At 61.0% G+C, this 25,958-nt stretch carries 22 protein-coding genes; 4 read left to right on the top strand and 18 right to left on the bottom strand.

Features of this window, described 5'->3' with window-relative positions; translation table 11 throughout:
• Nucleotides 1-43: 43 nt before the first annotated feature.
• Nucleotides 44-1,477: a DNA repair protein RadA gene (gene radA, locus HMPREF2836_RS08170; protein WP_070630054.1), complete on the bottom strand. Its 1,434-nt coding sequence runs from the start codon at nucleotides 1,475-1,477 to the stop codon at nucleotides 44-46.
• Nucleotides 1,478-1,685: 208 nt separating this feature from the next.
• Between radA and disA the strand changes: the two genes are divergently transcribed.
• The gene (gene disA / locus HMPREF2836_RS08175; RefSeq protein WP_049352358.1) at nucleotides 1,686-2,762 is read left to right on the top strand and encodes a DNA integrity scanning diadenylate cyclase DisA; all 1,077 of its coding nucleotides are present in this window, start codon (nucleotides 1,686-1,688) and stop codon (nucleotides 2,760-2,762) included.
• Between the two features lie 108 nt (nucleotides 2,763-2,870).
• Entirely contained in the window at nucleotides 2,871-3,095 is a 225-nt protein-coding gene (locus HMPREF2836_RS08180; RefSeq protein WP_060824234.1) for a hypothetical protein, read from the top strand.
• A gap of 117 nt (nucleotides 3,096-3,212) precedes the next feature.
• On the opposite strand, the gene HMPREF2836_RS08185 is transcribed toward HMPREF2836_RS08180, so the two are convergent.
• Nucleotides 3,213-3,998, bottom strand: coding sequence for a hypothetical protein (locus tag HMPREF2836_RS08185; RefSeq protein WP_070630055.1), 786 nt, complete (start codon nucleotides 3,996-3,998; stop codon nucleotides 3,213-3,215).
• Nucleotides 3,999-4,091: 93 nt separating this feature from the next.
• Here HMPREF2836_RS08185 and HMPREF2836_RS08190 point away from each other — a divergent pair, with 93 nt between their 5' ends.
• Nucleotides 4,092-5,114 (top strand): HhH-GPD family protein, encoded by a 1,023-nt coding sequence (locus HMPREF2836_RS08190; protein WP_070630056.1) that lies wholly within the window; start codon nucleotides 4,092-4,094, stop codon nucleotides 5,112-5,114.
• A 137-nt stretch (nucleotides 5,115-5,251) separates the two neighbouring features.
• On the opposite strand, the gene HMPREF2836_RS08195 is transcribed toward HMPREF2836_RS08190, so the two are convergent.
• From HMPREF2836_RS08195 to folP, 11 genes are all read right to left on the bottom strand, one after another.
• Nucleotides 5,252-7,819: an ATP-dependent Clp protease ATP-binding subunit gene (locus tag HMPREF2836_RS08195; protein ID WP_070630057.1), complete on the bottom strand. Its 2,568-nt coding sequence runs from the start codon at nucleotides 7,817-7,819 to the stop codon at nucleotides 5,252-5,254.
• A gap of 1,090 nt (nucleotides 7,820-8,909) precedes the next feature.
• On the bottom strand, nucleotides 8,910-9,263 hold the full coding sequence (locus HMPREF2836_RS08200) for a histone-like nucleoid-structuring protein Lsr2 (RefSeq protein ID WP_012902780.1): 354 nt from the start codon (nucleotides 9,261-9,263) through the stop codon (nucleotides 8,910-8,912).
• 690 nt (nucleotides 9,264-9,953) lie between these two features.
• The gene (gene lysS / locus HMPREF2836_RS08205) at nucleotides 9,954-11,537 is read right to left on the bottom strand and encodes a lysine--tRNA ligase (RefSeq protein ID WP_080974502.1); all 1,584 of its coding nucleotides are present in this window, start codon (nucleotides 11,535-11,537) and stop codon (nucleotides 9,954-9,956) included.
• A gap of 52 nt (nucleotides 11,538-11,589) precedes the next feature.
• A complete protein-coding gene (panC, locus tag HMPREF2836_RS08210) occupies nucleotides 11,590-12,537 on the bottom strand; it encodes a pantoate--beta-alanine ligase (RefSeq protein ID WP_070616036.1) in 948 nt (315 codons plus the stop codon).
• A complete protein-coding gene (locus HMPREF2836_RS08215; RefSeq protein WP_070630058.1) occupies nucleotides 12,534-13,496 on the bottom strand; it encodes a Rossmann-like and DUF2520 domain-containing protein in 963 nt (320 codons plus the stop codon). Before HMPREF2836_RS08215 ends, panC begins: the two co-directional genes overlap by 4 nt.
• Nucleotides 13,497-13,624: 128 nt before the next feature.
• Nucleotides 13,625-15,499 (bottom strand): PH domain-containing protein, encoded by a 1,875-nt coding sequence (locus HMPREF2836_RS08220; RefSeq protein WP_070630059.1) that lies wholly within the window; start codon nucleotides 15,497-15,499, stop codon nucleotides 13,625-13,627.
• A complete protein-coding gene (locus HMPREF2836_RS08225; RefSeq protein ID WP_049347528.1) occupies nucleotides 15,499-16,281 on the bottom strand; it encodes a PH domain-containing protein in 783 nt (260 codons plus the stop codon). Before HMPREF2836_RS08225 ends, HMPREF2836_RS08220 begins: the two co-directional genes overlap by 1 nt.
• Nucleotides 16,268-16,786, bottom strand: a complete 519-nt coding sequence (locus HMPREF2836_RS08230) for a DUF3180 domain-containing protein (RefSeq protein WP_012902773.1) — start codon at nucleotides 16,784-16,786, stop codon at nucleotides 16,268-16,270. The genes HMPREF2836_RS08225 and HMPREF2836_RS08230 overlap by 14 nt, the downstream gene beginning before the upstream one ends.
• A gap of 45 nt (nucleotides 16,787-16,831) precedes the next feature.
• Entirely contained in the window at nucleotides 16,832-17,452 is a 621-nt protein-coding gene (gene folK, locus HMPREF2836_RS08235) for a 2-amino-4-hydroxy-6-hydroxymethyldihydropteridine diphosphokinase (RefSeq protein ID WP_049349892.1), read from the bottom strand.
• Nucleotides 17,452-17,865, bottom strand: a complete 414-nt coding sequence (folB, locus tag HMPREF2836_RS08240; protein WP_012902770.1) for a dihydroneopterin aldolase — start codon at nucleotides 17,863-17,865, stop codon at nucleotides 17,452-17,454. The genes folK and folB overlap by 1 nt, the downstream gene beginning before the upstream one ends.
• Before the next feature lie 68 nt (nucleotides 17,866-17,933).
• Complete coding sequence (folP, locus tag HMPREF2836_RS08245) at nucleotides 17,934-18,893, bottom strand: dihydropteroate synthase (protein WP_049349891.1); 960 nt, start codon at nucleotides 18,891-18,893, stop codon at nucleotides 17,934-17,936.
• Between the two features lie 235 nt (nucleotides 18,894-19,128).
• On the opposite strand from folP, the gene HMPREF2836_RS08250 reads away from it, so the two are divergent.
• The gene (locus tag HMPREF2836_RS08250) at nucleotides 19,129-19,329 is read left to right on the top strand and encodes a hypothetical protein (RefSeq protein WP_371325813.1); all 201 of its coding nucleotides are present in this window, start codon (nucleotides 19,129-19,131) and stop codon (nucleotides 19,327-19,329) included.
• Between the two features lie 162 nt (nucleotides 19,330-19,491).
• Here HMPREF2836_RS08250 and HMPREF2836_RS08255 read toward each other — a convergent pair whose 3' ends face one another.
• The 5 genes from HMPREF2836_RS08255 to tilS form a co-directional block, all read right to left on the bottom strand.
• Nucleotides 19,492-20,457 carry an Abi family protein gene (locus tag HMPREF2836_RS08255; RefSeq protein WP_049340464.1) on the bottom strand — a complete coding sequence of 322 codons (966 nt, stop codon included), beginning with the start codon at nucleotides 20,455-20,457 and terminating at the stop codon, nucleotides 19,492-19,494.
• Nucleotides 20,458-20,911: 454 nt separating this feature from the next.
• Nucleotides 20,912-21,496: a GTP cyclohydrolase I FolE gene (gene folE, locus HMPREF2836_RS08260; RefSeq protein WP_049340467.1), complete on the bottom strand. Its 585-nt coding sequence runs from the start codon at nucleotides 21,494-21,496 to the stop codon at nucleotides 20,912-20,914.
• Nucleotides 21,483-23,711, bottom strand: a complete 2,229-nt coding sequence (ftsH, locus tag HMPREF2836_RS08265) for an ATP-dependent zinc metalloprotease FtsH (protein ID WP_070630060.1) — start codon at nucleotides 23,709-23,711, stop codon at nucleotides 21,483-21,485. Before ftsH ends, folE begins: the two co-directional genes overlap by 14 nt.
• 341 nt (nucleotides 23,712-24,052) lie before the next feature.
• On the bottom strand, nucleotides 24,053-24,604 hold the full coding sequence (gene hpt, locus HMPREF2836_RS08270) for a hypoxanthine phosphoribosyltransferase (protein ID WP_005504342.1): 552 nt from the start codon (nucleotides 24,602-24,604) through the stop codon (nucleotides 24,053-24,055).
• A gap of 198 nt (nucleotides 24,605-24,802) precedes the next feature.
• On the bottom strand, nucleotides 24,803-25,936 hold the full coding sequence (tilS, locus tag HMPREF2836_RS08275; RefSeq protein WP_070630061.1) for a tRNA lysidine(34) synthetase TilS: 1,134 nt from the start codon (nucleotides 25,934-25,936) through the stop codon (nucleotides 24,803-24,805).
• Nucleotides 25,937-25,958: the final 22 nt, after the last annotated feature.

Here is a 25,958-nt window from a genome sequence, read left to right on the forward strand (position 1 = left end):
AGCCCCCTCCTCCGCTATCTCTATGCTGTTGATGCGCGGGTGGCTACTTCTGCGGGAAGAGCAGCGCGAGCGCCTCGCCCAGGGTGGTTACCTCACGCACGGTCACGCCCTCGGGCACGTCCCCCACGCCGGTCGGGGAGGCGGGCACCAGCACGTGCGTGAAGCCCAGGCGGCCCACCTCCGCAATGCGCTGGCGGATGCCCGGCACGGCGCGCACTTCACCGGCCAGGCCCACCTCGCCGAAGACTGCGAGTTTGCGCGGTAGCGGCTTATTTTGCGCCGCCGAGGCAAGCGCCATAACGCACGCCAGGTCGGCGGCGGGCTCGGCAATTTTTGCGCCGCCCACCGTGGATACATAGCAGTCGAGCTTGCCCACGTTCAGCCCGGCGCGGCGCTGCAGCACCGCCAGCAGCATCTGAATACGCGCCGAATCCAGGCCCGAAACGGTACGGCGCGGGGCGGGTGCCACCGCCTGATCCAGTAGCGCCTGTACCTCCGCGAGCAGGGGTCGGCGGCCCTCCATCGTGACGGTCACGCAGGTGCCCGCCACCGGGTGCGGGGTACTGGAGACGAACATGCCGGAGGGGTCCAGCACCGGTGCGATGCCGTCCTCGTGCATGTCGAAGCAGCCCACCTCGTCGGTGGGTCCGAAGCGGTTCTTAATCGCGCGTAGCATGCGGATATTCGAGTGCTTATCGCCCTCGAACTGGCAGACCACGTCCACCAGGTGCTCAAGCAGGCGCGGGCCCGCGATGGTGCCTTCCTTAGTCACGTGACCCACGAGCAGGGTGCACATATTGCGTTCCTTAGCCGCGGCAATCACGGAGGCGGCAACCTCACGCACCTGGGTCACACCGCCGGCGCTACCCTCAACTTCCGCGGAGGCGAGGGTCTGCACGGAGTCAATGACCAGCAGGGAGGGGTTGATCTGCTCAATATGCGCCAGGGCGGTGCCGAGGTCGGTTTCGCTGGTCAGGTAGAGGGTGTCCGCGATGGCGCGGATGCGGTCGGCGCGGAGCTTGACCTGCGCGGCGGATTCCTCGCCGGTAATGTACAGCACCGGGCGCGGCGGCTGGGGTGCGATATTCTGCACCCCCTGCTGTCCCGCACTCCCGGCGGTGCCGCGCGCGAAGGTGGCGGCGACATCCAACAGCAGAGTGGATTTACCCACGCCGGGTTCGCCCGCCATGAGGATGACCGCGCCGGGTACGAGTCCGCCGCCGAGCACGCGATCAAATTCGGGGTTTCCGGTGCTCATGTAGGCGGCTACGCGCGAGTCGACCTCTGCGATAGGCTGGGCGGGTTTCTGCACGCTGGATGCGGCGCGGGTGCGCGCACGGGTGCCTCCGGCGGCTTCTTCGACGGTGCCCCAGGTTTGGCATTCGCCGCAGCGGCCTACCCATTTGGCGGTGGTCCAGCCGCATTCGGTGCAGCGGTAGGCGGGTGCGGTTTTGGTGTTTTTCGTGCGCGCGGTCATGGGTCTATTTTAGGGTCTGGAGCGATATGGCGCGCGGTGTTTGGTCACGGCGAAATGGGGTACCGCAGAACGCATTTTTACTTTTAAATGCAGGTAGTTTCACCTCGTGCACTCCTGTATAAATATCGAGAATATCCGTTCGCTTTTGAGGCACTTTAGCCCGCCGTTCCGCCCCTGACCTGGCTCAATAACCGCCCTTACAGGTACAATGTTTTTTGTGCAGATGAATTATAGTGACCTATTGCTTAAAACTATCGCCCGAATCGCCCCCGGCACCGAGCTCCGCGAGGGCCTGGAACGCATCATGCGTGGCCGTACGGGCGCACTCATCGTACTCGGATCCGACCGCACCGTATCCTCCATGTCGTCGGGCGGTTTCAATATCGACACTGAGTTCTCGGCAACCCGCCTGCGCGAGCTGGCGAAGATGGATGGCGCTATCATCTGCGACCGTGACGCCACCCGCCTACTGCACGCCGGCGTGCAGCTCATGCCGGACGCCTCCATTGAGACAAACGAGTCCGGCACCCGCCACCGCACCGCCGAACGCACCGCGATTCAGACCGGTTTCCCGGTGATTTCGGTGAGTGCCTCGATGTCCGTGATTTCGGTGTACGTTGACGGCACCCGCTACATGGTTGAGGACAGCCAGTACCTGATGGCCCGCGCAAACCAGGCGATTCAGACCCTTGAAAGCTATAAGAAGCGTCTGCGTTCGGTGCTCTCCAGCCTGTCTGCCCTGGAGATTGAGTCGAACGTTTCCCTGGCGGATGTGGCGATGACCCTTCAGCGTATGGAGATGGTGAACCGCATTATCCGCGAGGTCAGCCACTACGTGCTGGAGCTCGGCGTGCACGGCCGCCTCATTGCCCTGCAGCTGGAGGAGCTGCGCGCCCCCGAGATGACCGCTAGCGACCTGATTCTGCGCGACTACCTGCCCGAGGTGAACGACGAGCTGATTACCGCCGGCGTTGAGGCGCTTCAGAACCTGGATGATATGGACATCGTGGATCTGCGCGCGATTTCCCGCGCTGTTGGGTTTGGTGAGAACCCCGACCTGGAGCTTCCCCTGCAACCGCGCGGCTTCCGCCTGCTCGCCGGTATTCCGAGCATTCCGAACGCTATTTCTGAGCGTCTGGTGGAGCGCTTCGGCAGCCTGCAGGCTCTCATGGCGGCATCCCTTGAGGACCTGCGTGCCGTGGACGGTGTGGGTGAGGCTCGCGCCCGCACGGTGCGTGAGCAGCTCTCCCGCATGGCCGAGAGCAGCCTAGAAAAATACATCTAGAAGTACATCTACTCGGCGGCCTTTTCCTGCCTCACAAGGACCTTTTGCATTATGATGTAGTGACAGTGGAGGTTACCCTTCACACCTTGACACCCCAAGGAGGTCACAATGTCGTACTCACGCACCAAGCGCCCCGTCCCGTTCTTCGTGTGGGCGTCCCCCATCCTGTTCCTGATTTACCTGCCGCTGCTGTGGTTCAAGGTCATCCCCAATTCTTTTGAGGTGACCGACCTGTCCACCCTGCTGTTGGCGGCACTGCAGTGGACCGCATTCGGTAGCCTGCTCGGGTATCTGGGCGAGCGCCGTTTCGCCAAGCCTCGCGCCTCCAAGTAGCAACCAGATAAAAGCTAAAGCCCTCGCGCCGGAGATCATCCAGCACGGGGGCTTTTCGCGCCCATTCACGGGCAAAAACTATGAAAGTTCAGACGTTGTGAACATCAGGCAGGCGAACTACTGAATAACGAAGTTCACCGGAGCCGAGCTCACACCATTCACCGTGGCGGTCGCCCAGTAAGAACCCTTCTGAGCGGTCGAAGCGGAAGAGCAACCCAGGACGTTGATCTTACGGTCCCACGCCAGGTCGGTTGCCGCCTCGGCACCTGCGGCTACCTCAGCCTTCTGAACGGCAGTCGCTGCGCACAGGCTGCGGGTGTACACCTGAGCCGCACCGGAGGTGATGTTCAGGTCCACGCCGGTGTTCGCACCCTCGCCGCCCACAGCGCAGGGGGTCTTCGAGGAGTTCGTGTAGGTCACGTGGAAGGACACCTGCTCACCGGCTGCGAAGGTACGCTTCGCGGGGGTGACGGTCACCTTTAGGTCGTTCGCGGTACATGCCGCCGCGACAGCCGCAGTGGTCACCGAGGGTGCGGGGGTAGTCGGAGTCGGCGCGGGCGTGGTCGGGGTTGCTACGGGGGTAGCGGTGGTCGCGCTTGCAGTGGGTGCCGCAGAAGCGGTCACCGAGGGGGTTGCCGAAGCAGTAGCGCTAGCCGAGGCAGTCGCGCTAGCGGACGGGGTTGCCGAAGCAGTTTCGGAGGGGCGAGCACTGAAGCTCTGGAAGGGTGCACCGGAAGCCGTCGCGGTGGAGGCTACGGTAGCCTCCTTCTTGCCGTTAATCATGCCGACCATGGAGGTCACGCCGGCAACCAGCAGCAGAATAATAGCGAGCAGAGCAATAACCGCCACGATGCGACGGCGGCGGTAGACTTCGGGAGGCAGAACGGGACCATTTTCAGACATACTCTTAAGGATACCGGGTTTAACCCTGAGAATCACAGTGAACTCTGTTCATGCAGTTTTGGGAATATATGCCCTGTGGCGTAGGCTTTTCGGATGACCACAGAAGCATCCACCCCTACTCAGCACCTCCCCGAAGGAACCAATGTTGAAGCGCTTCACCAACGCATTAACCAGTGGTTCCTCGACCAGGCACGCGATTTGCCGTGGCGTCGTGACGAATGCACCCCCTGGGGCGTAATGGTCAGCGAGTTTATGCTGCAGCAGACCCCCGTCAAGCGCGTTCTACCCGTGTGGGAGGAGTGGATGCTCCGCTGGCCCACCCCCGCCGACCTTGCCGCCGAGCCCACCTCGGAGGCGGTGCGCGCCTGGGGCCGCCTGGGTTACCCGCGCCGCGCGCAGCGTCTGCACGGTGCCGCTGTAGCGATTGTGGAGCAGCACGGCGGCGAGGTTCCCGCCGACTACGATGCGCTACTGGCGCTGCCGGGCGTGGGTTCCTACACGGCGGCGGCGATTAGCGTGTTCGCGTTTGGTCTGCGCGCGACGGTGATTGATACGAATATCCGCCGCGTGCATGCGCGCGCTGTCTCCGGCAAGGCGTTGCCCTCGCGTTCGTTGACGGCTGCTGAGACTCGCCTGGCGGAGGCGCTCATGCCCGCCGACACCCCCACCTCCTGCCTGTGGAATGCGGCAACCATGGAGCTTGGTGCGCTGGTCTGCACGGCAAAGTCCCCGACCTGTCAGCTGTGCCCGGTGGAGGATCTGTGTGCCTGGGTTGCGGCAGGCAAGCCGGAGGCGGACTACACCCCCAAGGGTCAGAGCTGGCACGGCACGGACCGCCAGGTGCGCGGCGCAGTCATGGCGGTGTTGCGTGCGGCGCATGAGCCGGTGGAACGCGACCTCATCCTGGGTGCAGGCACCACTGCGGCCACTGGTGCATCAGCTTCGCCTGACTTGGCCTTCCCGGCGGATGCACCCGCCGCGGTGCATCGCCCGCTCAAGGCGCTGTATGCGCTCTCCCCCGCCGCCGAGCAGCTGCAGCGCTGCTACGCGGGGCTTCTGGCGGACTCTCTCGCCCGCGAAGTCACGCAGGGCGGTACTGTGCTCGTCTCGCTCTAGTACCCGCCGCAGACAGGCTCCTAGAGGCTCCTGGGGCTTATAATAGAAATGCCTGAGGGGCGGTACCGAATAATTCCGGTACCGCCCCTCAGGCGTTTAGTGCGCTAAGCCTAGCTACCTAGGACTTATTCCAGAGCTTAGTCGTTGCCCTGACCTTCAGCAGCAGGTGCCTCAGCTGCGGGAGCCTCTGCGGCATCCTCGTTCAGCTCCTGCACCGAGTCCAGAGCCAGCTCCTTCATCGGCTGAGAAGAGAAGACGAACTTCGCGGAGTCGCCCTCGCCCTCAACGTCCACGGTGATCTTCTCACCGGGCTTGATGTCGCCGAAGAGGATCTTCTCAGACAGGGCGTCCTCAATGTTGCGCTGCATCTCACGGCGCAGCGGACGAGCACCCATGGACGGGTCGTAACCCTTAGCCGCCATGAGGACCTTCGCAGCGTTGGTCAGCTCAATGGACATATCCTGCTCCGCCAGGCGCTTAGCCAGGCGACCCACGAACAGGTCCACAATCTGCAGAATCTCAGACTCGGAGAGCTGCGGGAAGACGATAATGTCATCCACGCGGTTGAGGAACTCGGGGCGGAAGTGCTCCTTGAGGTTCTCCATCACGCGTGCCTGCATGCGCTCGTAGTCGGCTGCGGTGTCGTCCATCGCCTGGAAACCAACCGGGATGCGGCGGTTCACGTCACGCGAACCCAGGTTGGTGGTCATGATGATGACGGTGTTCTTGAAGTCCACCACGCGACCCTGCGAGTCGGTCAGTCGACCGTCTTCCAGGATCTGCAGCAGCGAGTTGAACAGGTCGGCATGAGCCTTCTCAACCTCGTCGAACAGGACCACGGAGAAGGGCTTGCGGCGGACCTTCTCGGTCAGCTGGCCGCCCTCATCGTAGCCAACGTAGCCGGGAGGCGCACCGAACAGACGGGAGACGGTGTGCTTCTCCTGGTACTCGGACATATCCAGGGTGATGAGCGAATCCTCATCGCCAAACAGGAACTCCGCCAGAGCCTTGGCAAGCTCGGTCTTACCCACACCGGTCGGGCCGGCGAAGATGAACGAACCACCCGGGCGGCGCGGGTCCTTCAGACCTGCGCGGGTACGGCGGATAGCGCGGGACAGCGCCGCGATAGCGTGCTCCTGACCGATAACGCGCTTGTGGAGCTCCTGCTCCATGGTCAGCAGGCGGCTGGACTCTTCCTCGGTAATCTTGTAGACCGGAACACCGGTGGAAGCGGCCAGAACCTCAGAAATAACCTCGGGGGTCACGGTGCCGAATGCGTCGCCGCCTTCGCGCCATACCTTCTCGGCTTCTTCCTTCTCAGCCAGGACCTTCTGCTCCTGATCACGCAGGCCAGCGGCCTTCTCGTAATCCTGGGAGTTGATGGCGTCTTCCTTCTGCTGGCGCAGCTTGGCGGCCTTCTCGTCGAGCAGCTTGATTTCCGGGGGTGCGGTCATGCGCTTGATGCGCAGGCGTGCGCCCGCCTCGTCAATCAGGTCGACAGCCTTATCCGGCAGGAAGCGGTCAGAGATGTAGCGTGCCGCAAGGTTCACGGCAGTCTCGATGGCCTCGTCGGTAATGGTGACGCGGTGGTGTGCCTCGTACTTATCGCGCACGCCCTTGAGGATCTGCACGGCGAGCTCCTGAGAGGGCTCATCAACCTGAATCGGCTGGAAGCGGCGCTCCAGGGCGGCGTCCTTCTCAATGTGCTTGCGGTACTCGTCCAGGGTGGTTGCACCGATGGTCTGCAGTTCGCCTCGAGCCAGCATGGGCTTGAGGATGGAGGCAGCGTCAATCGCGCCCTCTGCGGCACCTGCACCAACGAGGGTGTGAATCTCGTCAATGAACAGGATGATGTCGCCGCGGGAGCGGATTTCCTTCAGGACCTTCTTCAGGCGCTCTTCGAAGTCACCGCGGTAGCGCGAACCTGCGACCAGGGAGCCGAGGTCCAGGGTGTACAGGTGCTTGTCCTTGAGGGTTTCGGGAACGTCACCGTGCACGATAGCCTGTGCCAGGCCCTCCACGACGGCGGTCTTACCGACGCCGGGCTCACCAATCAGCACGGGGTTGTTCTTAGTACGGCGGGAGAGGACCTGCATGACGCGTTCCATCTCCTTGTGGCGGCCGATGACCGGGTCCAGCTCGCCCTCACGCGCTGCTGCGGTGAGGTTGCGGCCGAACTGATCCAGGATGGTCGAACCCGCGGGAGTGCCTTCGCGAGAGTTACCTGCACCCACGCCGGCGGTTTCCTTATCGCCAGAGTTGTTACCGGGGTAGCCGGAAATCAGGTCCATAACAGCCTGGCGCACGGCAGCGGGCTCAGCGCCCAGCTTGACCAGCACCTGGTTTGCCACGCCCTCGTTTGCACGAACCATGCCCAGCAGGATGTGTTCGGTGCCGATGTAGCCGTGGTTCAGCTGAATAGCCTCGCGCATGGACAGTTCGAGAACCTTCTTCGCACGCGGGGTGAAGGGGATGTGGCCGTTAGGCGCCTGGGGGCCGGGGCCGACGATGTCCTGAACCTGTTCACGTACTGCGTTCAGGGTAACGCCCAATGATTCCAGGGCGCGGGCACCGATGCCTTCGCCCTCGTGAATCAGACCGAGCAGAAGGTGTTCGGTACCGATATAGTTGTGGTTGAGCATGCGTGCCTCTTCCTGGGCAAGCACCACAACGCGCCGAGCTCGATCGGTAAAGCGTTCAAACATTTACGCACTCCTTGCATTTTCCTATTGATACAAGAGTACGTTGAGCGCGGCTGAAAGGGCGGGCTGATGGGCGTCTGTTCGCCATCAAGAGAACAGATGAGCTGTTCCGGGCGTTCTAGGGGCGGTTTAGGCGCGGTTTCGGGGCTTCTGGCGGGGCTCGGGGGCGGTTTTGAGGGGTCTAGCTCACGCAGGTGAGCCTACCTGAAGGTGGATGGGTGCCGCCAGGTCGGTGCTATCTGTTTTTGTCGGTGCTGACTGCTTCTCCCGAGGCCAGCTGTTTTTGCCGGGGCTGGCTGTTTTTGCGGAGGCAGTCTGTGCAGAGTGTGCGCATATTGCCGTCGGATGTACCGCGGACAGGTGCTACAAGTGGGTTCCGAGGGTCTACGGTGCCGATACGAGGGTTTGCGGGAGGGGCGAACACACAAGAACCCACATAGACCAACACCTAAACCGCTTGTTTCCTGCACGTGCATGAATATATTGCAGAAATTTTTAAAAATTTATATGTTTAAGTGAGAAATTTCAATAATTCGCAAAAAATATTTGCCGGATAACGCGGCGCTTATTTTCCGGATAATTCCCGCATCATTTCGGCGCCCCATCAAGAGATAATCCGTAAGTTCTGAAAGCCCCACCGAAGATGCAGGGCTCCCAATTATTCGAAAATTTCAGTCAGTACATTCCAGCCCCTTCGATGGAATACCCAACGCAACGATCGCATGAATATCACAGTGCATATCCCCCGCTTTGAAGAGATTAATGCAACATTACCTTTAGTGTTCCTGCCAATGCATGAAACCTAAATGGGGAACCCGCACTCGACACCAGATTGCGCATCCGATTCCCCACTCTTCCTCCTAATAATTCAGAAGCGGGCATCAGCAAAGGATCAATATATTTTACATGTAAATAGTTAATTGGGGTGGGTGATATAAAAACACCCCACCACCCCCAGCAGATATGTAACGCATATCAAGAAATACCGGGGCAAAACTAAAGGCGGACGGTGATAACACCATCCGCCTTTAGCGTCCGAAGAATTAGAGCCCTAAAGCACCAAACCCTCCGACAGCATGAATACTAAGAGCCTTTAACCCTGAGCCTTCATTGCTTCGTAGTATGCGTCCTGAACATCCTGGTGGATACGACCGCGGTCAGAAACCTTGTGGCCGTTAGCCTTAGCCCACTCGCGAATTGCTGCGGTCTCGGGGTTGCGCTTAACCGGAGCAGCGGTACCACGGGGGGCACGGGTGCGCTGGGTAGCGGTGCCCTGCACGCGGCGGGACTTCGCTACGAAGGGGCGGATAGCGTCACGCAGGCGAGCTGCGTTTGCGGAGGACAAATCGATTTCGTAGTGAGCGCCGTCCAGACCAAAACGGATAGTTTCGTCTGCGGGGCCGCCATCGAGATCGTCTTCAAGGATGATGCGAACCTTCTGTGCCATTGAGGCACCTCCTCATCTGTTGCATATATCCTGTGGAGTAAACTCAAAAGCCTCTATCGGGATTGAGAAAATAGTGTGCCGGATATATTTATGTACTAATTTTCTTTCATATAGTATCAGAAATATATTAAAGATTCCGAAAATATTCTGAGCTTTGAAACAATACGCCAATCATCCGCAGCGATATATCGCTTCTGTGCATCCCCGTTAAATCTGCACTCGCTACAAGAACATTAAAGTGAAGTTTAGAGTGCAAATACTTTGGATTCTTCCAGGCAGCAGACACAGCCCCCAGAGACAAAGACACCTAATAATGTACCCCGGCGTCCCCGACAATCTGAGTGAAATATAGCGCCCGCACGAGCCTGCACATTAGACCATTCGCACCATACATTTCAGCTCTATTCAAAAGCGAAATTCTGCTATCTCCCAACCCCTCATTATTTTCTATGTAACGCGTTCATGCATAAGAGCAGAAACCCCCGCCAGAGTGAATAGAGCAGCATAAATCAGCACCAGAATAGAGCAAAAAAGCACCTTAAAACGTCCCTGACCTGTGCAAACAAACAGAAAACTCCACCTCAGAAGCTATACACCGTGCAAAAGAGTGCACAGAAAACGGCGGGTGCCGCAGATACAAGCGTATCCGCGGCACCCGCCGCATTATCACCTCATGCAGAAGTCAGAAGCTTAGGCTTCCGGCTTCATCAAGGGGAAGAGAATAGTCTCACGAATACCGGGCTGACGCACCACAGTACCCGGACGCTCCGGATCCTGATCGCCCGCCAGCAGCATAATCAGACGGTCAATACCCAGACCCAGGCCACCCATCGGGGGTGCACCGTGCTCCAGGGCGCGCAGGAAGTCCTCATCCAGCTCCATCGCCTCGTCATCACCGGCAGCAGCCAGCAGCGACTGAGCGGTCAGGCGCTCACGCTGAATAACCGGGTCAATCAGCTCGGAGAACGCAGTACCGCGCTCCATACCGCCAATAATCAGGTCCCACGCCTCAATCAGCGGCTCACCGGAACGGTGCGGACGCGCCAGCGGCTGAGCGCTCGGCGGGTAATCGTACACGAAAGTCGGGTTCACCAGGGTCGGCTCAACAATCTCACCGAAGAGCTCGGTCACCAGCTTCTCAGCGTCCCACTTCGGGTCGATGTCCACCTCATGCTTCTCAGCGATCTCACGCAGAACCGAAGCGTCAGTCTCGGGGGTGATCTCAACGCCCACAGCCTCAGACAGGCCCGGGTACACGCCAACCCACTTCCACTCACCGAACAGGTCAATGGTGCCGTTCTCAGTCTCAATACGCTCGGTACCGACAGCCTTCGCGCAGCTTTGGATAATCTCCTTCATGCGCTCAGCCATCACAAACTGGTCAGCATACGTCTCGTAGCACTCCAGGGTGGTGAACTCGGGGCTGTGGGTCGAGTCCACACCCTCGTTACGGAACACGCGACCAATCTCGTACACGCGGTCAATGCCACCAACCACTGCACGCTTGAGCGGCAGCTCGGTCGCAATACGCATGGTCATCGGCTGGTCAAAAGCGTTCAGGTGGGTGCGGAACGGGCGAGCCGTCGCGCCACCGTGCACCAGCTGCAGAACGGGGGTCTCAACCTCAATGTAGCCGTGATCCTCCAGCACGCGGCGGACGGTGCGGGTAATCAGGGCGCGCTTCTTCACCAGCTCGCGAGCCTCCTCGCGAACCATCAGGTCCAGGTAACGCTGGCGAACGCGGGTTTCCTCGTTCAGGTCCTTGTGCAGAACCGGCATGGGGCGCAGCGCCTTCGACGCCATCTTCCAGTCGGTCACCATAATGGACAGCTCACCGCGGCGAGAAACAATCACGCGACCGGTCACGAACACGTGGTCACCCAGGTCAACCAGGGACTTCCACTCAGACAGGGACTCCTCGCCAACCTCAGCCAGCGACAGCATCGCCTGGATACGCTTACCCTCGGTACCACCCTGCAGGGTCGCAAAGCACAGCTTACCGGTGTTACGGACGAACACCACGCGGCCACCAACATGCACCACACGGTCAGTCTCGTCGCCAGCCTTCAGCTCCTCAGCAGCCAGCTTCGGATCGTACTCGGCGCGCAGATCCTCAATGTGGTTGGGCTCCACGCGGTTACCCTCAGAATCCAGCAGACCCACCGGGTATGCCTCGCGACCCGACTCGATCAGCTTCGCACGCTTTTCCAGGCGAATCTGCATCTGCTCGGACATATCAGCAATCGCCGGTGCGGCAGTGTGCTCAGTGCTCACAGTGATACCTATCTGTGTAGTGTGTTGGGGACTCTTCTAAACGAACGAACGCTTAGCGCAGGTCCATGTTGTCAATCAGGCGGGTCGGTCCAACGAACGCAGCAACCAGTGCCAGCACTCGCTCCGACTCCTCAGTCGGCTCACCGAAAGTCATCGGGTCGACCAGTTCCAGGTAGTCAAGGCGCACACCCGGAGTGGAGTTGATACGCTCACGCGCACCGTCCAAATCAATCTCGTGGAAGCCACGGTTCAGCGAATTCTCACGCAGCATCGCCAGGGTGCGGGACAGCACCAGGGCAGACTCGCGCTCCTCATCCGACAGGTAGCTATTACGCGAAGACAGCGCCAGGCCGTTATCTTCGCGAACAATCGCCACCGGGCGCATGGTCACGTCGTGGTTGAAATCGTGCACCATACGCTGAATCAGGATGTACTGCTGAGCGTCCTTCTGGCCGAAGTACGCGTTCACCGGGTGGTTACCGGCTGCGGGGCGAATAATGTTGAAGAACTTATTGACCACGGCCAGCACGCCATCAAAGTGGCCCGGACGGGTCGCACCCTCAAACTTGGTGCCCAGCTCGCCGCTCGAAATGCGGATGAGCGGGTCACCATCGGGATACATTTCCTCCACAGAAGGTGCGAAGATGATGCTCACGCCGGCGGCACCAGCCAGGGCAGCGTCTGCCTCCAGGGTGCGCGGGTATGCTTCGTAATCCTCGCCGGGGCCAAACTGCAGCGGGTTCACAAAAATGGAGGCGACCACTACATCATTCTGTTCAGTGGCGCGACGCAACAGGGTTGCGTGGCCGTCGTGCAGGGCGCCCATGGTGGGCACGTAGCCCAGGGATGCGTTCGTGTACTGAACTGCGGTGCCGTTCTGCTCCGCCTCCTGGCGGGCTGCCCGGTCCAGTTCTTCCTGCGCTGCGGCAAGGGATTCGGTGATTGCCGTGCGGAAATCCGCAATGGTGGTCACGACTCGGGGCATCGAAGTCTCAGTCATGACGAGAACTCCTTGTTTTCGGGGGCTGAATCATCAATATCGCCGGGGTGGTTGCGGTCCGAAGACTCACCCAGCAGATTCTCAATTCGTCCCAGTTGTTCATCGTTTAACAAACCTCTATTATGCGCTCTTTTTGCGGTTGCGTGTGCCAGAGCGGCATAAGAGTCTGTAATATCACCTGTTTTCTCATGCTCTGAGTACTCATTCAGAGCCTGAAGGTGAGCCTTCACGGTGCCGGCGTCTCCGCGTGCCACGGGCCCGGTGAGAGCACCCTCACCGCTGGCGAGCGCATTATCCACGGCGGCTCGAACGAGCGGCCCCATGTAGCGTGCCGGGTCCTCAATACCGATGGAGGCGAGCATCTGCTGGGACTGACCCAGGATGGTCACGAGGTGGTTCGCGGCGTGCGCTAGGGCTGCGTGGTAGAGCGCTCGGTCGGCCTCGGCAACGTGCACGGGTTCGCCGCCCATCTCCACCACGAGTGCCTGAGCAATCGGGATGAACGGTGCAGGCCCGGTCACTGCGAAGCAGGTGCCGTTCAGGCGCTGCAGGTCCACGGACATGCCGGTAAACGTCATGGCGGGGTGAATCGCCAAACCGATAGCGCCCAGTGCGGTCGCCGGTGCGAGAACCTCGGTGCCGTGACGGCCGGAGGTGTGCACCAGAATCTGACCGGCGGTAATACTTCCCGAGGACGCCAGGTAAGTGATAAGGCCCGGCAGCTCATCATCGGGAACCGCAAGAATCAGCAATTCGCTACGCTCAGCAATCTGCTCCACCGGCAGCAGCGGCACATCGGGAAGCAGCATCGCGGCGCGCTCCTGAGAAGCCTCAGACACCGCATGAACACCCACAATAGTGTGCTCGCAGGCGCGCAAAGCCGCACCGAGGACGGATCCGACCCTCCCGGCGGAAATAATTCCAATGCCTAAACGCGCAGGTTTTGAATGCTGTATCACGGCTTTAAGTATATTCTCCCTTTTACGCAGCCCCTGCCGTCGGTGTCACGAAGAACACTGACGGCAGGGCGCGATCTGCAGTTTTGCTGCCCGCTAACCCGGCGGGGAAGCTCAACTGACGGACTGGCTTAGGGACGCCCACTCATCACCGGTACGCGGTAGTAAGGCTCAATACCCTCCAGCCGAACCGTCATCAACCACACCAGGTCCTCGCAGACACGCGGCGGCAAGTGCATCATGAGCGTGCGCACCGGGCCGGGCACCGTACCGAAATGCACACTCGCGCATCCGAAGGCACGCTGCAGCGGACCCTGACCTCGGCTCACGCTCAGCACACGGCTGACCGGAACAATCGACAGCGTACGGATAAAGTAGCCGCCACGAATCAGCAACAGGTCACCGCGCGTATGCTCACCAACGCTCGAACGCGCCGCATCAGAATCAATGCGAGTGGTCGCCTGCACCGAACCGGCAGTGTAACCGACCGTGGTCACGCCGTTACGCTTCCAGGTGAGCAGGTCCATCCAGCGCGCCGAAGAGGGCGTCACAATCATTGCCGGAACCTGCGGCTTCTGACTCTTCAGCGAACCATCGGCGGTATCCAGCAGCACCTGCGCCTGCGCCTCATCCAGCGCGGGTAGGAGCAGACGCAGCGCCATCAGCGTCTCCTGCTTATTGCCGACCGGCAGGGCAACATTGCGGGTCACCAGCTTCTGGTTGTCGTTCTGCTCAATACCAATACCGGCAATGGTCATCTTGATGCGGTACCAGCCGAACGCACGCCACAGAATGGACTGCTCCACGGCGAGCGCCTGAATACGCTCAACCATCACGTTCTGCGTGTGCGTGCCGGTGAAACCGTAGCGCAGGGTCACGCCGCCCTGACCGCTGGGGGTGATTTTGAAGTTCGCGGCACCGTCAAAACGCGCCCACAACGTACCCAAGTAACCGAGCAGCGGTACGAAGGTGCCGGGTAGCAACGCCATGAAAATCAGGAACGGACTCTCGCCATCCATGATCGCGGCAATGACCGCGGCACCAACCATGAGGGCCACGGCGGGCACCAGCCACACCAGGTGCTCCAGCATGATGGAGGCAATCAGACGCACATTCGAGATGCGGAAAATCGGCGGCTGCGAGGGGTCAGCCGCGACCGGCATCGGCATACGAGCGCCGCGGCGGGATGCGCCGGGCTGCTGAGTACCGGGGCGCTGGGGTGCAGACTGCTCGGGTGCGAGCTGCTGGGCGCCCTGCTGAGGCGCTACCAGCTGAGTGCCGTCCTGTACGGTACCGTCCTGCAGAGGCGCACCATAGGACGCCTCGTAAGATGCCTCAAACGGCTGGTGCAGCTGATCCGCATCCGGCATGCGCTCAGCCGAAATCTGCATGCTCTCGGGCAGCACGTCGACCGGGCGGCCAGCCGCCTCCGAACGCAGCAGGTTAATACTCGCCATCGCGGTGCGGCGCAGAACCTCCGCCTTGCGGGCAGAAACGTACTTGATGTGCAGCGCCTCCGAAGAGCCGTCAGCCACCTCAAAACGAAGCTCCGACAGACCCAGCAGGCGCGCCACCAGAGGACGCGAAATGTCCACGCTCTGCACGCTCTCCAGACGGATCGTGCGGTTCTTCTTGAACAGAAAACCGCTGCGGCGGTGAATCGCTAAATCATCCAGGCTGTAGCGGGTAAACCACCAGTCAATCGAGCCACCGACCAGAATCAGTACGAGCACGGCGAAGCCGATGAGCTGCGAGTACGTCGCGCTGAGGTAACTACTGTTCTCGTCGAATGCCTGCGTCAGGCGCGCACCCCACTCATTCGGCGGGGTGGTCAGAATATTCAGGATAATGCTCTGAAAGAAGCCGAACGCCAGCAGAATAATGAACCAGAGGTTCATGATGAACGTGCGGATATCGGCGCGCCACCACTTCTGCTCCTGCGGCGCCTGAGGGGCAGGAGGCTGCGGTGCCTGCGGCGCGGGGTTGGGCGGAACCGGGGTACTCATTAGAGTGCCGCCATTCGCTCATCGGCGCGGCGCACCAGATCTGCACGCAGCTCCTCCGCCACGTTCAGCGGAATACCGAACAGCACCATCGTGCCGGTGGTCGTGCCCGCGGTGCGCACCGTCAGGCGGGCAACACCGCACATGCGCTCCAGAGGGCCCGAATCCACATCAACATACTGGATGCGGCCGTACGGCATGGAGCTCATCGAACGGAACACGATACCGCGGCGAGCCATCAGGTGATTCGACTCCAGCGCGTAGCCGAGCGCGCGAGTACGGCGCGGAGTGGTCAGAATCCACCACAGACCCCACAGACCAAACACCGCGACCACCACCAGGCCGACGATGCGTAGCGCCTCCGGGCCGCCGAAGAACGTGCCCGCACAATACATGGCAACACCCGCAAGGATCGGGAGCGCCAAGGCAGAAATAGTGTGAACAAAACGAACCGTCAGGTAGCCGGAGGCGGCGGGCACCCACTGCGGCTCCGGCACGGGCTGAGAGGCTACCGGCTGGGAGCTTACCGGCTGAGAAGGTGCCGGCTGCGCGGGAACCTGCTGAGGCGCGTTCGGGTACGCGGCAGCGGGCGGAACCTGCTGTCCATACTGCGTCTGCTGGTTATTCTGGGTCTGCTGTCCATACGGGGCACCAGGCTGACCGTAAGCCGCCTGCTGGTACTGCCCGTACTGGTTCTGCTGAACAGGCTGACCATACTGACCCTGCTGGACATCCTGCCCGTACCGACCATTTGGCGAATAACTATTCTGGTTAGGAGCCGACATAGGTTCCTCCCTCTCGCGGCTTTACAGCACCGGAAGAGGAGGCCGCATCCTCATCATCCTCCGGCGGAATACGACAACAATGCTGCGCCCACAGGCCAGCAATCAGCAGGGCAACACTGCCCACACAATTAACAAGGACCTCCCAAAAGACCACCGAAAAACCGCGCACAGACACCATCGCCACATGGTAACCAAGAATCGCAGCGCACCAGCCCGTCAAGAGGGCACCGGTCATGATGGAACCCTGCGCATACGCCACCGCACGCGCCGCAAGAATCGGGCCCATATGCGGCACCTTCTCACGCGTCTGAATACGACGATAACGAGCCACCTGCACACCCAGCCACACGGCACCCGCCGCAACCAGCAGGCACACCGCGCCGAGCATCCACGAAAAATTCATCTCACCAAAACCGGCGCCAATCATCACGGAATTCACCATAAGAGCGGCAGCGGCACCGCACACAGCCGCCACAATAATCGCCCGATAACTCAGGGGCTTCATGGTGTTTCCTTTCGGTAGGTTCCTCTACCTTCCAGAGTGCCACATTTAAGGCTGATCAGGTACCTGCATCTCACGCATATAGCTGATAGCGTCTTCATCCGCCCCAAGCAGCGTGCGGGACAGCTCCGCAACGTTCACGACCTCGCGGCTCAGCGGCGCAGGAACCTCATCCGGCCGCTCCCCCGAAGGCTCCGCACGCCGGGTCACCGTCAAGTGTGCCTGCGGGTCCATCTGCGCCCACGGCACCAGCACGAAAGCACGCTCCTGCGCCCGCGGATGCGGCAAAGTCAGCACCGGATCCTCAGAGATCACGCCGTCATAGTCAATCACGTCAATATCGAGGGTGCGCGGGCCCCAACGCACCAGGCGCTCACGGTGATGCGCCGCCTCCACCGCATTACACAGCTTCAGCAGCTCGTAGGCGCCCAGGTCAGTGGCCACCTCAATGACCGCGTTCACGAAATCCGGCTGACCCACCGGGCCACCCACCGGGGCGGTACGGTACAGCCCGGAGGCGCGCACCAGCTGCACGCCGCCCGCCACCAGGTCGGCGACGGCACGCTCCAGGGTGTCTTCGCTTTCGCCCAGATTCGAGCCCAACGCCAGCACCGCGCGGTGTTTCAGGGTGTTGGGCTTCTGCGTATCGGTTGTCTGGGTGCCAGCCACTAGCGGCCGCCCTCCACGACACGCTCCGCGGCACGCTCACGGAACACGCTCACCGCAACGTTACCGAACGGCAACTCAATCGGCGCCTGCGGCTTCGATACGGTAATCTCCGCCGCCTCCACAAGCTCAAACATCGCAAGGATACCCTCGGCAATGTTCACCGCAAGGGTCTCAATCAGGTCCAGCGAACCGTTCGTCACGTGGCGGTGAATCAGGTCAACCACGAGCGCGTAGTTCGTGGTCTTCGTCAGGTCATCCGTGGCGGCTGCGGCGGAAAAATCACTGTACAGGGTCGCGTCCACGACGAAGGGCTGGCCGTCGCGCTTCTCAAAGTCGAGCACGCCGTGGTAGCCCTTGGCCGTAATGCCGGTGAGGGTGATGCGGTCGCGGTGGGCGTAATCTGCCTGGGTCATTGGGGGGGTCTCCTAGAGGGTATTCGGGTAGTCGGAGGTTGTGGGTAGTGGTTCTAGCTGGCAGAGCCTTAGCTTACGGAGCGCAGCGCGGAGGCGACCGTCACCGCATCCACGCTGGCGGGCACGTCGTGCACGCGCACCGCCCACACGCCGCGCGCCGCCACCAGGGCGGTCACCGCCGCGGAGGCTGCCGCACGGTGCTCAGCCGGGCGCGGCTCCGACAGCGACTGCCACAGTTCGCGTTCCGCCTCGCCCGCATCGGTTGCGGTGAAGCCGCTCGCGTTCAGGCGCTCAGCCAGCGCCATATCCGCCGCCGTGAGGGCGTTCGCGATAAAACGCTTGCGGGAACCAGCAATGAGCAGGCGGTGGCCCAAGCCCTGTAGCTCGTCAAGGGCGGCGAGCAGCTCCCAGTCCTGCATGCCGCCCTTCGCAAAGCCCAGACCCAGGTCAAGAATCAGGTTCTGCGGCAGCACACCGGCGGCAAGGAAACGCTCACGCAGATCGGTCAGCTCCTCCACAACCTCGGTGACCACGCCGCGCGGGTACTCCGCCAGGCTGTCCATGGTCTGGGAGGTGCCGCGGGCGTGCATGAGGATGTACGGCACCTGCAGTTCAGCGGCGGTTTCAATCATTTCATTGCTCACGTTCAGACCGGACACATCGTTGATGATGTGCGCACCGGCGGCAATGGCGGCGCGAGCGGTCTGCGGGTTCATGGTGTCAACGCTGATGGTGGTGCCCATCTGCGCGACTGCCTCGATGACGGGCAGGATGCGGCGCTGCTCCTCCTCCACGCTGATGCGCACGGCACCGGGGCGGGTGGACTCACCGCCAATGTCGATAATGGAGGCGCCCTCGGCAATCATGCGGGCGGCGCGGGCGATGGCGTCGGTGGCGGCGTAGTGCTGGCCGCCGTCGCTGAAGGAGTCGGGGGTGACGTTGAGGATGCCCATCACGAGGGTGCGTTCGGCGGCGAGCGCGTCGCAGGGCAGAGGGGCTACACGGGTGGTGTGTGTGGATTCAGTCATAAATTTATCGTACCGAATCTGTGGTGCTCCCATGTTTGCCGCTGTGATTGGAAGGGGGATTGAGGCGGGGGTTGGGACAGCGACGGGACGATTTTGGGGACACAACATGCAATATTTGCATTACAGATACTTATTTAAGGGTATGCTGGGAGGGCACGCATACCGTGCCTGGCGCGTTCCCGGTCGGTGGCGCGCACCCACACATACATACTCTAGGAAGTGACTCGTTGTGAATATGAAGACTGGAGCTTGGATCCTTTCCCTGGTGGCTCTTGCCGCGCTGGTGACTATTGTGCTTGCTGAAGGTGCTCCCGCCGTGCGCTGGATTGCTTTCGGCACCGCGACCGGTTGCGGTTTCATTGCCGTGGGCTTGATCGCGACTCTTGCCCTGGGCTGGGATAATCCGAGCGAGGCGAAGGGTAGCCTGCAGCGTTAGCGGCGGGGCTCTTCTAGCTTCTGCGGTGCGGCACTACCGGCGCTGCCACAGCCGCGGAAGGTACCGGCTCAGAATACATTCTCAGAGCACTTTGGCGATGCGAAAAAGGGGCGGAGGTTTTCACCTCCGCCCCTTTCAGCGTGTCTATAAGCAGTGAAGATTTTAGCTCCACAAACGGGTTTCTTCCCAACCTCGCGGTATACCCATAGCACGCGAGATATCAACTCCAGGAACGGAAATATTAGGACGTTCCTTCAGAATCTGCGTTAGAGATTCCGTATCCCCGATTCCACCCTGGTCCATCAGATATTTGAGGAGGGTGAGCATGCCGAAGGTTTTACACATCTTATGGTTCTCTTCAGCCTGTGGCACACCAAATAGGTCAACAACCTCACGGATTTCAGGGCTCTCAACTCTTCCACCTCTCAACACACGCGGTAAGCGAGGCTCTGGGTGCAGCTTATTGTAGAACCTACTTTGATGCGCACAAATATTGCGCATTACCCGCAGCGAGTTAATCCAGGTTTCCAGTTGGGGGTCAGTACACCCCAGGGCTTTCGCGATATCTCGCCGAATATTTGGCGGGGAGACCAAATACAGATTCTGCAGAGCCCCTAAATCTAGAACTTCCACCACTACCCACACAGGCAACTTCCCGCCGTATTGCTCACGGTGATGCTTCACGAATTCTTCCTCAGAAGTACGAATAAGTTGTTCGCTTTTTCTCGTGAATCTATTCCAAGCAGTGCGCCTTTTACTACCTTGAAGATCACACCGGGCTTCATCCTCGTATATGAGAGGGTCTACTTCCCCCAGTAAATTCCCTAGGCGGGACCGCAAATACACCTCAAACTGCGAGAAGTACGAAAACGCAATAGACCGAAGATTACGGTCATATTCATACAGGGCCACGATATCTTCAAAGACAGTTCCGGGCATGAAAGTATCCGAGCGCCGCCCACTTCCTGCCGGTCGCCGGAACGAATAGTAGTAACCACTCAGACGGTAGTAACTAACACGCTCAAGGACGTGAACGGCATGTTCCTGAGAACCTACGAGCATACCTCGCTGCCGCAAGATTCCAACCTGCTGTTCATATGTTTTAAATGGCTTTACGATTGAAGACATGCACTATCCATCGCTTGATATCATTTCATCATCGGAACTCTTTAATAATATCAATATAAGGATATTAAGGGTATAACTACACGGCATGTAAGTCATCTCTGTCTTACTAAGGTCATCGTTTAAAAACGATGACCGGCTCCAGACCCCTGATGGGCGGAACCGGCCACGGTTATTTTCGCTCCTGATGAGGAGAGGAACAGTCATATATTCATCAACAACGGTACGTGAAGAGCACTGTACGTAGCGTTAACAAAAAGAAGACCGGTCCTGTACTCCCGAAGGAGTGGTGCCGGTACTAGTGGTACTACTCTACAGCTGATGACGCCCTCTACGCAAGGGCACTCGTCATGCGGCCCAACACATGCGACCGCACAGCGCAGGGGTATAGCGCAAGGGGGCAGGATTCCTTAGAATCCTGCCCCCTGGCGTATAGCTATATGCTCATTGCATGCGCTTAGCGCTGCGAGAAGATCAGGCTCATCGCCTCCGCACGGGTTGCGCCGTTCATCAGCGCACCGCGCACCGCGCTGGTCACGGTCTTCGCGCCCGGCTTACGCACACCGCGCATCGACATGCACATGTGCTCAGCCTCAATCACCACAATCGCGCCGCGCGGGTTCAGATGCTCCTCCAGAGCCTCCACCACCTGCGTAGTCAGACGCTCCTGCACCTGCGGGCGGCGAGCGTACAAATCCACCACGCGGGCGAGCTTGCTCAGACCGGTCACCTTACCGTCCGGGCCCGGAATGTAACCCACATGCGCCACACCGTGGAACGGCACCAGGTGGTGCTCACAGGTCGAGTAGAACGGGATGTCCTTCACCAGCACCATCTCAGAGTGGGCAATGTCGAAGGTCGTACCCAGAATCTCGCCGGCATCCTGGTGCAGACCCGAGAAGAATTCCGCGTAGGCACGCGCCACACGAGCCGGAGTCTGCTGCAGACCGTCACGGTCCGGGTCCTCACCAATCGCGAGCAGAATCTCGCGGACGGCAGCCTCAATACGCGGCTGGTCAACGGCGTTCTTAACCTCGCTCATTCTCTGCTCCATTCTGATTCGGGGTGCCGCTCTCCGGGCGCTGCGCCGGAGGGGCGGGGTAGTTCGGGTACTGCTGGGTGGGCATTGCGACGGTCGGGTCGGCGTCCGGGTCGGTGAGGGGCGCCTGAGGCGGCAACGGCTGCGTAGGTGCTATCGGAACCTGCTGCACGGGTGCAGCCGGTGCTACCGGAACAGTAGGTGCCGTAGCAGGAGCTGCCGGTGCAGCGGCAGGTGCTTCCTCAGCCTTCTGCGCCTCCTGAGCCAGCTCGCTCGGTGCCTTCACCGGCGGGATGTCGGTACGCTCGCGGGTCGGCTTGGAGTACCAGTGCTCACGCTCGGGGCGCTTGCGAACATCCTTGAAGATTTCGGCAATCTCGTTCTCGAGCAGGGTTTCCTTCTCGAGCAGGGCGAACGCCAGGCGGTCCAGAATATCGCGGTTTTCCAGCAGAATCTGGAATGCCTCATCGTGTGCCTGCTCCAGCAGGGCGCGAATCTCAGCGTCGACCTTTGCCGCGGTCTCGTCGGAGTAGTTGCGTGCCGAAGCGCCGCCGCCACCGAGGAACGGTTCGGTGTCTTCGCCGCCGAGCTTCACGGAACCAATCACGGCGCTCATGCCGTAGTCGGTGACCATCTTGCGGGCGGTGTCGGTTGCCTTCTGAATGTCGTTAGATGCACCGGTGGACGGGTCGTGGAAGACGATCTCCTCAGCCGCACGGCCACCCATCGCGTACGCCATCTGGTCGAGCAGTTCGTGGCGGGTCGTGGAGTACTTGTCGTCCTGCGGCATGACCATGGTGTAACCCAGGGCGCGACCGCGCGGAAGAATCGTAATCTTGGTGACCGGCGCGGAGTTACGCAGTGCCGCCGCGACCAGGGCGTGACCGCCCTCGTGGTATGCGGTGACCTTACGCTCGTGCTCGTTCATGATGCGCGAGGAACGCTGCGGACCAGCCATGACGCGGTCGATTGCCTCGTCGATAGCGCGGTCGTCAATCACGTTGCCGTTATCGCGGGCGGTCAGCAGAGCCGCCTCATTCATGACGTTCGCCAGGTCAGCACCGGTGAAGCCGGGGGTGCGCTTAGCAACCTGTGCCAGGTCAACGGTGTTAGCGATCGGCTTGCCTGCGGCGTGAACGCGCAGGATGTGTTCGCGGCCCTGCATGTCGGGGGCGTCCACACCAATCTGACGGTCAAAACGGCCGGGACGCAGCAGCGCCGGGTCCAGAACGTCGGGTCGGTTCGTTGCCGCAATGACGATGACGTTCGAGTTGCCGTCGAAGCCGTCCATCTCAACCAGCAGCTGGTTCAGGGTCTGCTCACGCTCGTCATTACCGCCGCCCATGCCGACGCCGCGGCGGCGGCCAACAGCGTCAATCTCGTCGACGAAGACGATGGCGGCGGGGTCGCTCTTCGCTTCCTTGAACAAGTCGCGCACGCGGGACGCACCCACACCCACAAACATTTCAACGAAGTCAGAGCCAGAAATCGAGTAGAACGGCACGCCAGCCTCGCCCGCCACAGCCTTGGCGAGCAGGGTCTTACCGGTGCCGGGAGGGCCGTACAGCAGCACGCCCTTGGGAATCTTTGCACCCAGGCGGGTGAACTTTTCGGGTTCAGCCAGGAACTCGCGGACTTCTTCCAGCTCGGCGAGCGCCTCGTCCACGCCGGCGACGTCGCTGAAGCGGACTTCCGGCTTGTCCTTGGTGAATTTCTTCGCGCGGGACTTGGAGAAGCTCATGACGGAGGAGCCGCCTCCGACTCGTCCCATCAGGAACCAGAAGAGCACACCAAAGAGCAGAATCGGCAGAAGCAGGGACATCAGGGAGCCCAGGAAGCTGTGCTCAACGGGCTGGTCCGTGTAGCTTTCCAGCTCGGCGGATTCCATTGCCTTAGCAACTTCGTCGCCGCGGGGCTGCACGTAGTAGAAGCGCACCGACTTACCGTAGTTGTCGTTGCCCTTCTTGTAGTCGTCCTTTAGCTGCAGCTCGACGCGCTGGTCGCCGTCGTAGATCTTTGCGCTCTTGACCTGGTGGTCGTTGAGCAGCTGAAGACCCACGTTGGTGTCCACCTGACGCGAGGGCTGAGTGAAGAAGGAGGCCATGAGGAAAGCCAGCATGATTACGAGAGCTGCACCCGGCCAGAACCAGGGGCCGTTAATCAGCTTCTTCAGGAAGCCCTCCGAGCCTTTCTGCGGAGTATTGGGGTTTTGCGCCAATGCTTTGTCCTTACGTTGCGGCTGTAACCCGTTGGGGTGCGGCATGCCTGCCGGAACACCCAACGGTGCAACCTTAAATGTACCCTACCCCGGCGGGCGGCTAGGTACCGGGCTTCTCTATTTCACCTGCGGGCTAAAGGGTTGTAGCACTCGGCGGGGGTGAAAGTGCATCTTCTTCGCCGGGTATCTGCGGCGGCTGGTACACCGGCGGCGGCCCGTCTTGGCGGATGCGCCTCCCGCCTCCACGTACATCCACCGGCGGGTACAGCAACGCCCCGCTCCCCCACAAGAGTGAGGAGGCGGGGCGTAACTACCTACAGTATGGTTGCTGAGGTGAAGGCTTAGGAGTAAACGTGCGGGTGCAGGGTTGCGACGCAGTCCAGGTTGCGGTACTTCTCAGCGAAGTCCAGGCCGTAACCAACGACGAACTCAGGCTCGATGTCCCAGCCGACGTACTTGACCTCAACGTCAGCCTTGACGACCTTGGGCTTGCGCAGCAGGGTGCAAATCTCAACGGAAGCTGCGCCGCGAGAAATCAGGTTCTGCTGCAGCCATGCGAGGGTCAGGCCGGAGTCAATGATGTCTTCAACGATTAGGACGTTGCGGCCCACCAGGTCGGTGTCCAGGTCCTTGAGGATACGCACAACGCCGGAGGACTTGGTGCCGGAACCGTACGAGGAAACAGCCATCCAGTCCATGGTGTAGTGGCCCTTGAGAGCGCGGGAAAGGTCAGCCATAATCATGATGGCGCCCTTGAGAACACCCACCAACAGCACGTCCTTACCGGCGTAGTCCTCGTCGATGCGCGCCGCCAGTTCGGCGACCTTCGCATTAATCTCTTCCTTGCTGAAGAGAACGTTCTTGATATCGTCCTGCACGTCGATAGCCTGCACGATGTATTCCTTCGTATTCTTTTAGACGCTCTGCGCCTCCGCCGGGGGGCCCCGGGTGCGGGGGTTTCATGCCTTCCCACAGCGGACAATGTGGATGGTGTTCGCCTTAAGTATGGCTTAAAACGGCGCCGCGGCGCACCTCACCATGCAGATAGTGTGTGCTGAGGATGCTCCGCGGGCATCTAGCTGGGCACCTAGTTAGGGTCGAGTTGGCACTAATACGAGCACGTCCAGGCGTTCACCGGTTGCCGGATGCACAATTTTGCGGCGACGGTACGCGCTCACGTGACCGGGCATCTGAACGGGCCCAGCTACCGCGTATCCGGCGGTGAAAGAGTCCAGCGCCTGCAGTCGCTCGAAGCCGGGGTTCTCTCCCCCGGCGGTCTTACAGGCGGTCGCAAGCACACGCAATCGAAGCGCCGGGTGCAGCGCCGCCACCTGCGCACGGTCCAGTAGCACGGCGTCCTCACGTTCGATGCCGCGCACGGCGGTTCCGGCGGGCAGGAGCGCCTGCTCGTAGGCAGCCTGCGCCTGCTCGTCGAGGTATTCGGCGTCGGGGCCAGCTACGGAGGCGGTGCGCGCCAGGGAGCGGGCGACGTCCCCGCCGAGGTGCTCCTCCAGGTAGGGCAGCACGCTGTGGCGGATGCGGGCACGCATGAGGGTTTCGTCGGTGTTGGTCGGGTCGGTCCAGGGGGTGAGGGTTTCGGCATCGCAGATGTCGAGTATGTCGGTGCGGCGCAGGCCAAGGAAGGGACGCAGGTAGGTGACGCCCCCTTCGACGCGCACGGGAGGCATACCGGCAAGGGAGCGTGTGCCGGAGCCGCGGCTTAGGCCGAGCAGCACGGTTTCTGCCTGGTCGTCGAGGGTGTGGCCGAGCAGTACGGCGCGGGCGCCGGTGGCTTCAACAGCTTTCGTGAAGGCGGTGTAGCGGGCGGTGCGCGCCGCCATTTCGGGGCCCATGTTCCCGACGGGAACCTGCACTTTTTCGGTGATGACGGGGTGAAGCCCCAGGTCGGTGAGGGTCTGCGCGGTCTGCGCGGCGACCGCGGCGGAGTCTTCTTGTAGGCCGTGGTCGACGATGATGGCGCCTACGCGTACGTCGCTGCGGCGTGTGAAGTGCGCGGCAATGGCTGCCAGCGCGAGGGAGTCGGGGCCGCCGCTGCAGGCGACCAGGAGCAGGGGCAGGTCGGCGGCATCCGCGGTGGAGGCGGTGCGGGAGCGCCCGGTAGCTTTGATGCTTCCAGCGCCGAGGAGCTTTTCAAGGGCGGCGGCGAGGTGGCGGCGAGCAGTGCCGACGGCGGGGTGCAGGCGTCCTGCGCGTCCATTCTGCATGGTGGTTCCTTTATATAGGCGT

The organism is Rothia sp. HMSC065C12 (assembly GCF_001812085.1).
GTDB lineage: Bacteria > Actinomycetota > Actinomycetes > Actinomycetales > Micrococcaceae > Rothia > Rothia mucilaginosa.

Excerpts from the sequence above, each read along its gene's own strand:
- HMPREF2836_RS08200 (WP_012902780.1), bottom strand. The coding sequence starts at position 9,263 with ATGGCACAGAAGGTTCGCATCATCCTTGAAGACGATCTCGATGGCGGC.
- folP (WP_049349891.1), bottom strand. The coding sequence starts at position 18,893 with ATGACTGAATCCACACACACCACCCGTGTAGCCCCTCTGCCCTGCGAC.
- radA (WP_070630054.1), bottom strand. The coding sequence starts at position 1,477 with ATGACCGCGCGCACGAAAAACACCAAAACCGCACCCGCCTACCGCTGC.
- panC (WP_070616036.1), bottom strand. The coding sequence starts at position 12,537 with ATGACTGAGACTTCGATGCCCCGAGTCGTGACCACCATTGCGGATTTC.
- HMPREF2836_RS08195 (WP_070630057.1), bottom strand. The coding sequence starts at position 7,819 with ATGTTTGAACGCTTTACCGATCGAGCTCGGCGCGTTGTGGTGCTTGCC.
- HMPREF2836_RS08230 (WP_012902773.1), bottom strand. The coding sequence starts at position 16,786 with ATGAAGCCCCTGAGTTATCGGGCGATTATTGTGGCGGCTGTGTGCGGT.
- tilS (WP_070630061.1), bottom strand. The coding sequence starts at position 25,936 with ATGCAGAATGGACGCGCAGGACGCCTGCACCCCGCCGTCGGCACTGCT.
- HMPREF2836_RS08220 (WP_070630059.1), bottom strand. The coding sequence starts at position 15,499 with ATGAGTACCCCGGTTCCGCCCAACCCCGCGCCGCAGGCACCGCAGCCT.
- HMPREF2836_RS08180 (WP_060824234.1), top strand. The coding sequence starts at position 2,871 with ATGTCGTACTCACGCACCAAGCGCCCCGTCCCGTTCTTCGTGTGGGCG.
- HMPREF2836_RS08225 (WP_049347528.1), bottom strand. The coding sequence starts at position 16,281 with ATGTCGGCTCCTAACCAGAATAGTTATTCGCCAAATGGTCGGTACGGG.
- folB (WP_012902770.1), bottom strand. The coding sequence starts at position 17,865 with ATGACCCAGGCAGATTACGCCCACCGCGACCGCATCACCCTCACCGGC.
- disA (WP_049352358.1), top strand. The coding sequence starts at position 1,686 with ATGTTTTTTGTGCAGATGAATTATAGTGACCTATTGCTTAAAACTATC.
- HMPREF2836_RS08185 (WP_070630055.1), bottom strand. The coding sequence starts at position 3,998 with ATGTCTGAAAATGGTCCCGTTCTGCCTCCCGAAGTCTACCGCCGCCGT.
- HMPREF2836_RS08250 (WP_371325813.1), top strand. The coding sequence starts at position 19,129 with ATGAAGACTGGAGCTTGGATCCTTTCCCTGGTGGCTCTTGCCGCGCTG.
- HMPREF2836_RS08255 (WP_049340464.1), bottom strand. The coding sequence starts at position 20,457 with ATGTCTTCAATCGTAAAGCCATTTAAAACATATGAACAGCAGGTTGGA.
- folE (WP_049340467.1), bottom strand. The coding sequence starts at position 21,496 with ATGAGCGAGGTTAAGAACGCCGTTGACCAGCCGCGTATTGAGGCTGCC.
- HMPREF2836_RS08190 (WP_070630056.1), top strand. The coding sequence starts at position 4,092 with ATGACCACAGAAGCATCCACCCCTACTCAGCACCTCCCCGAAGGAACC.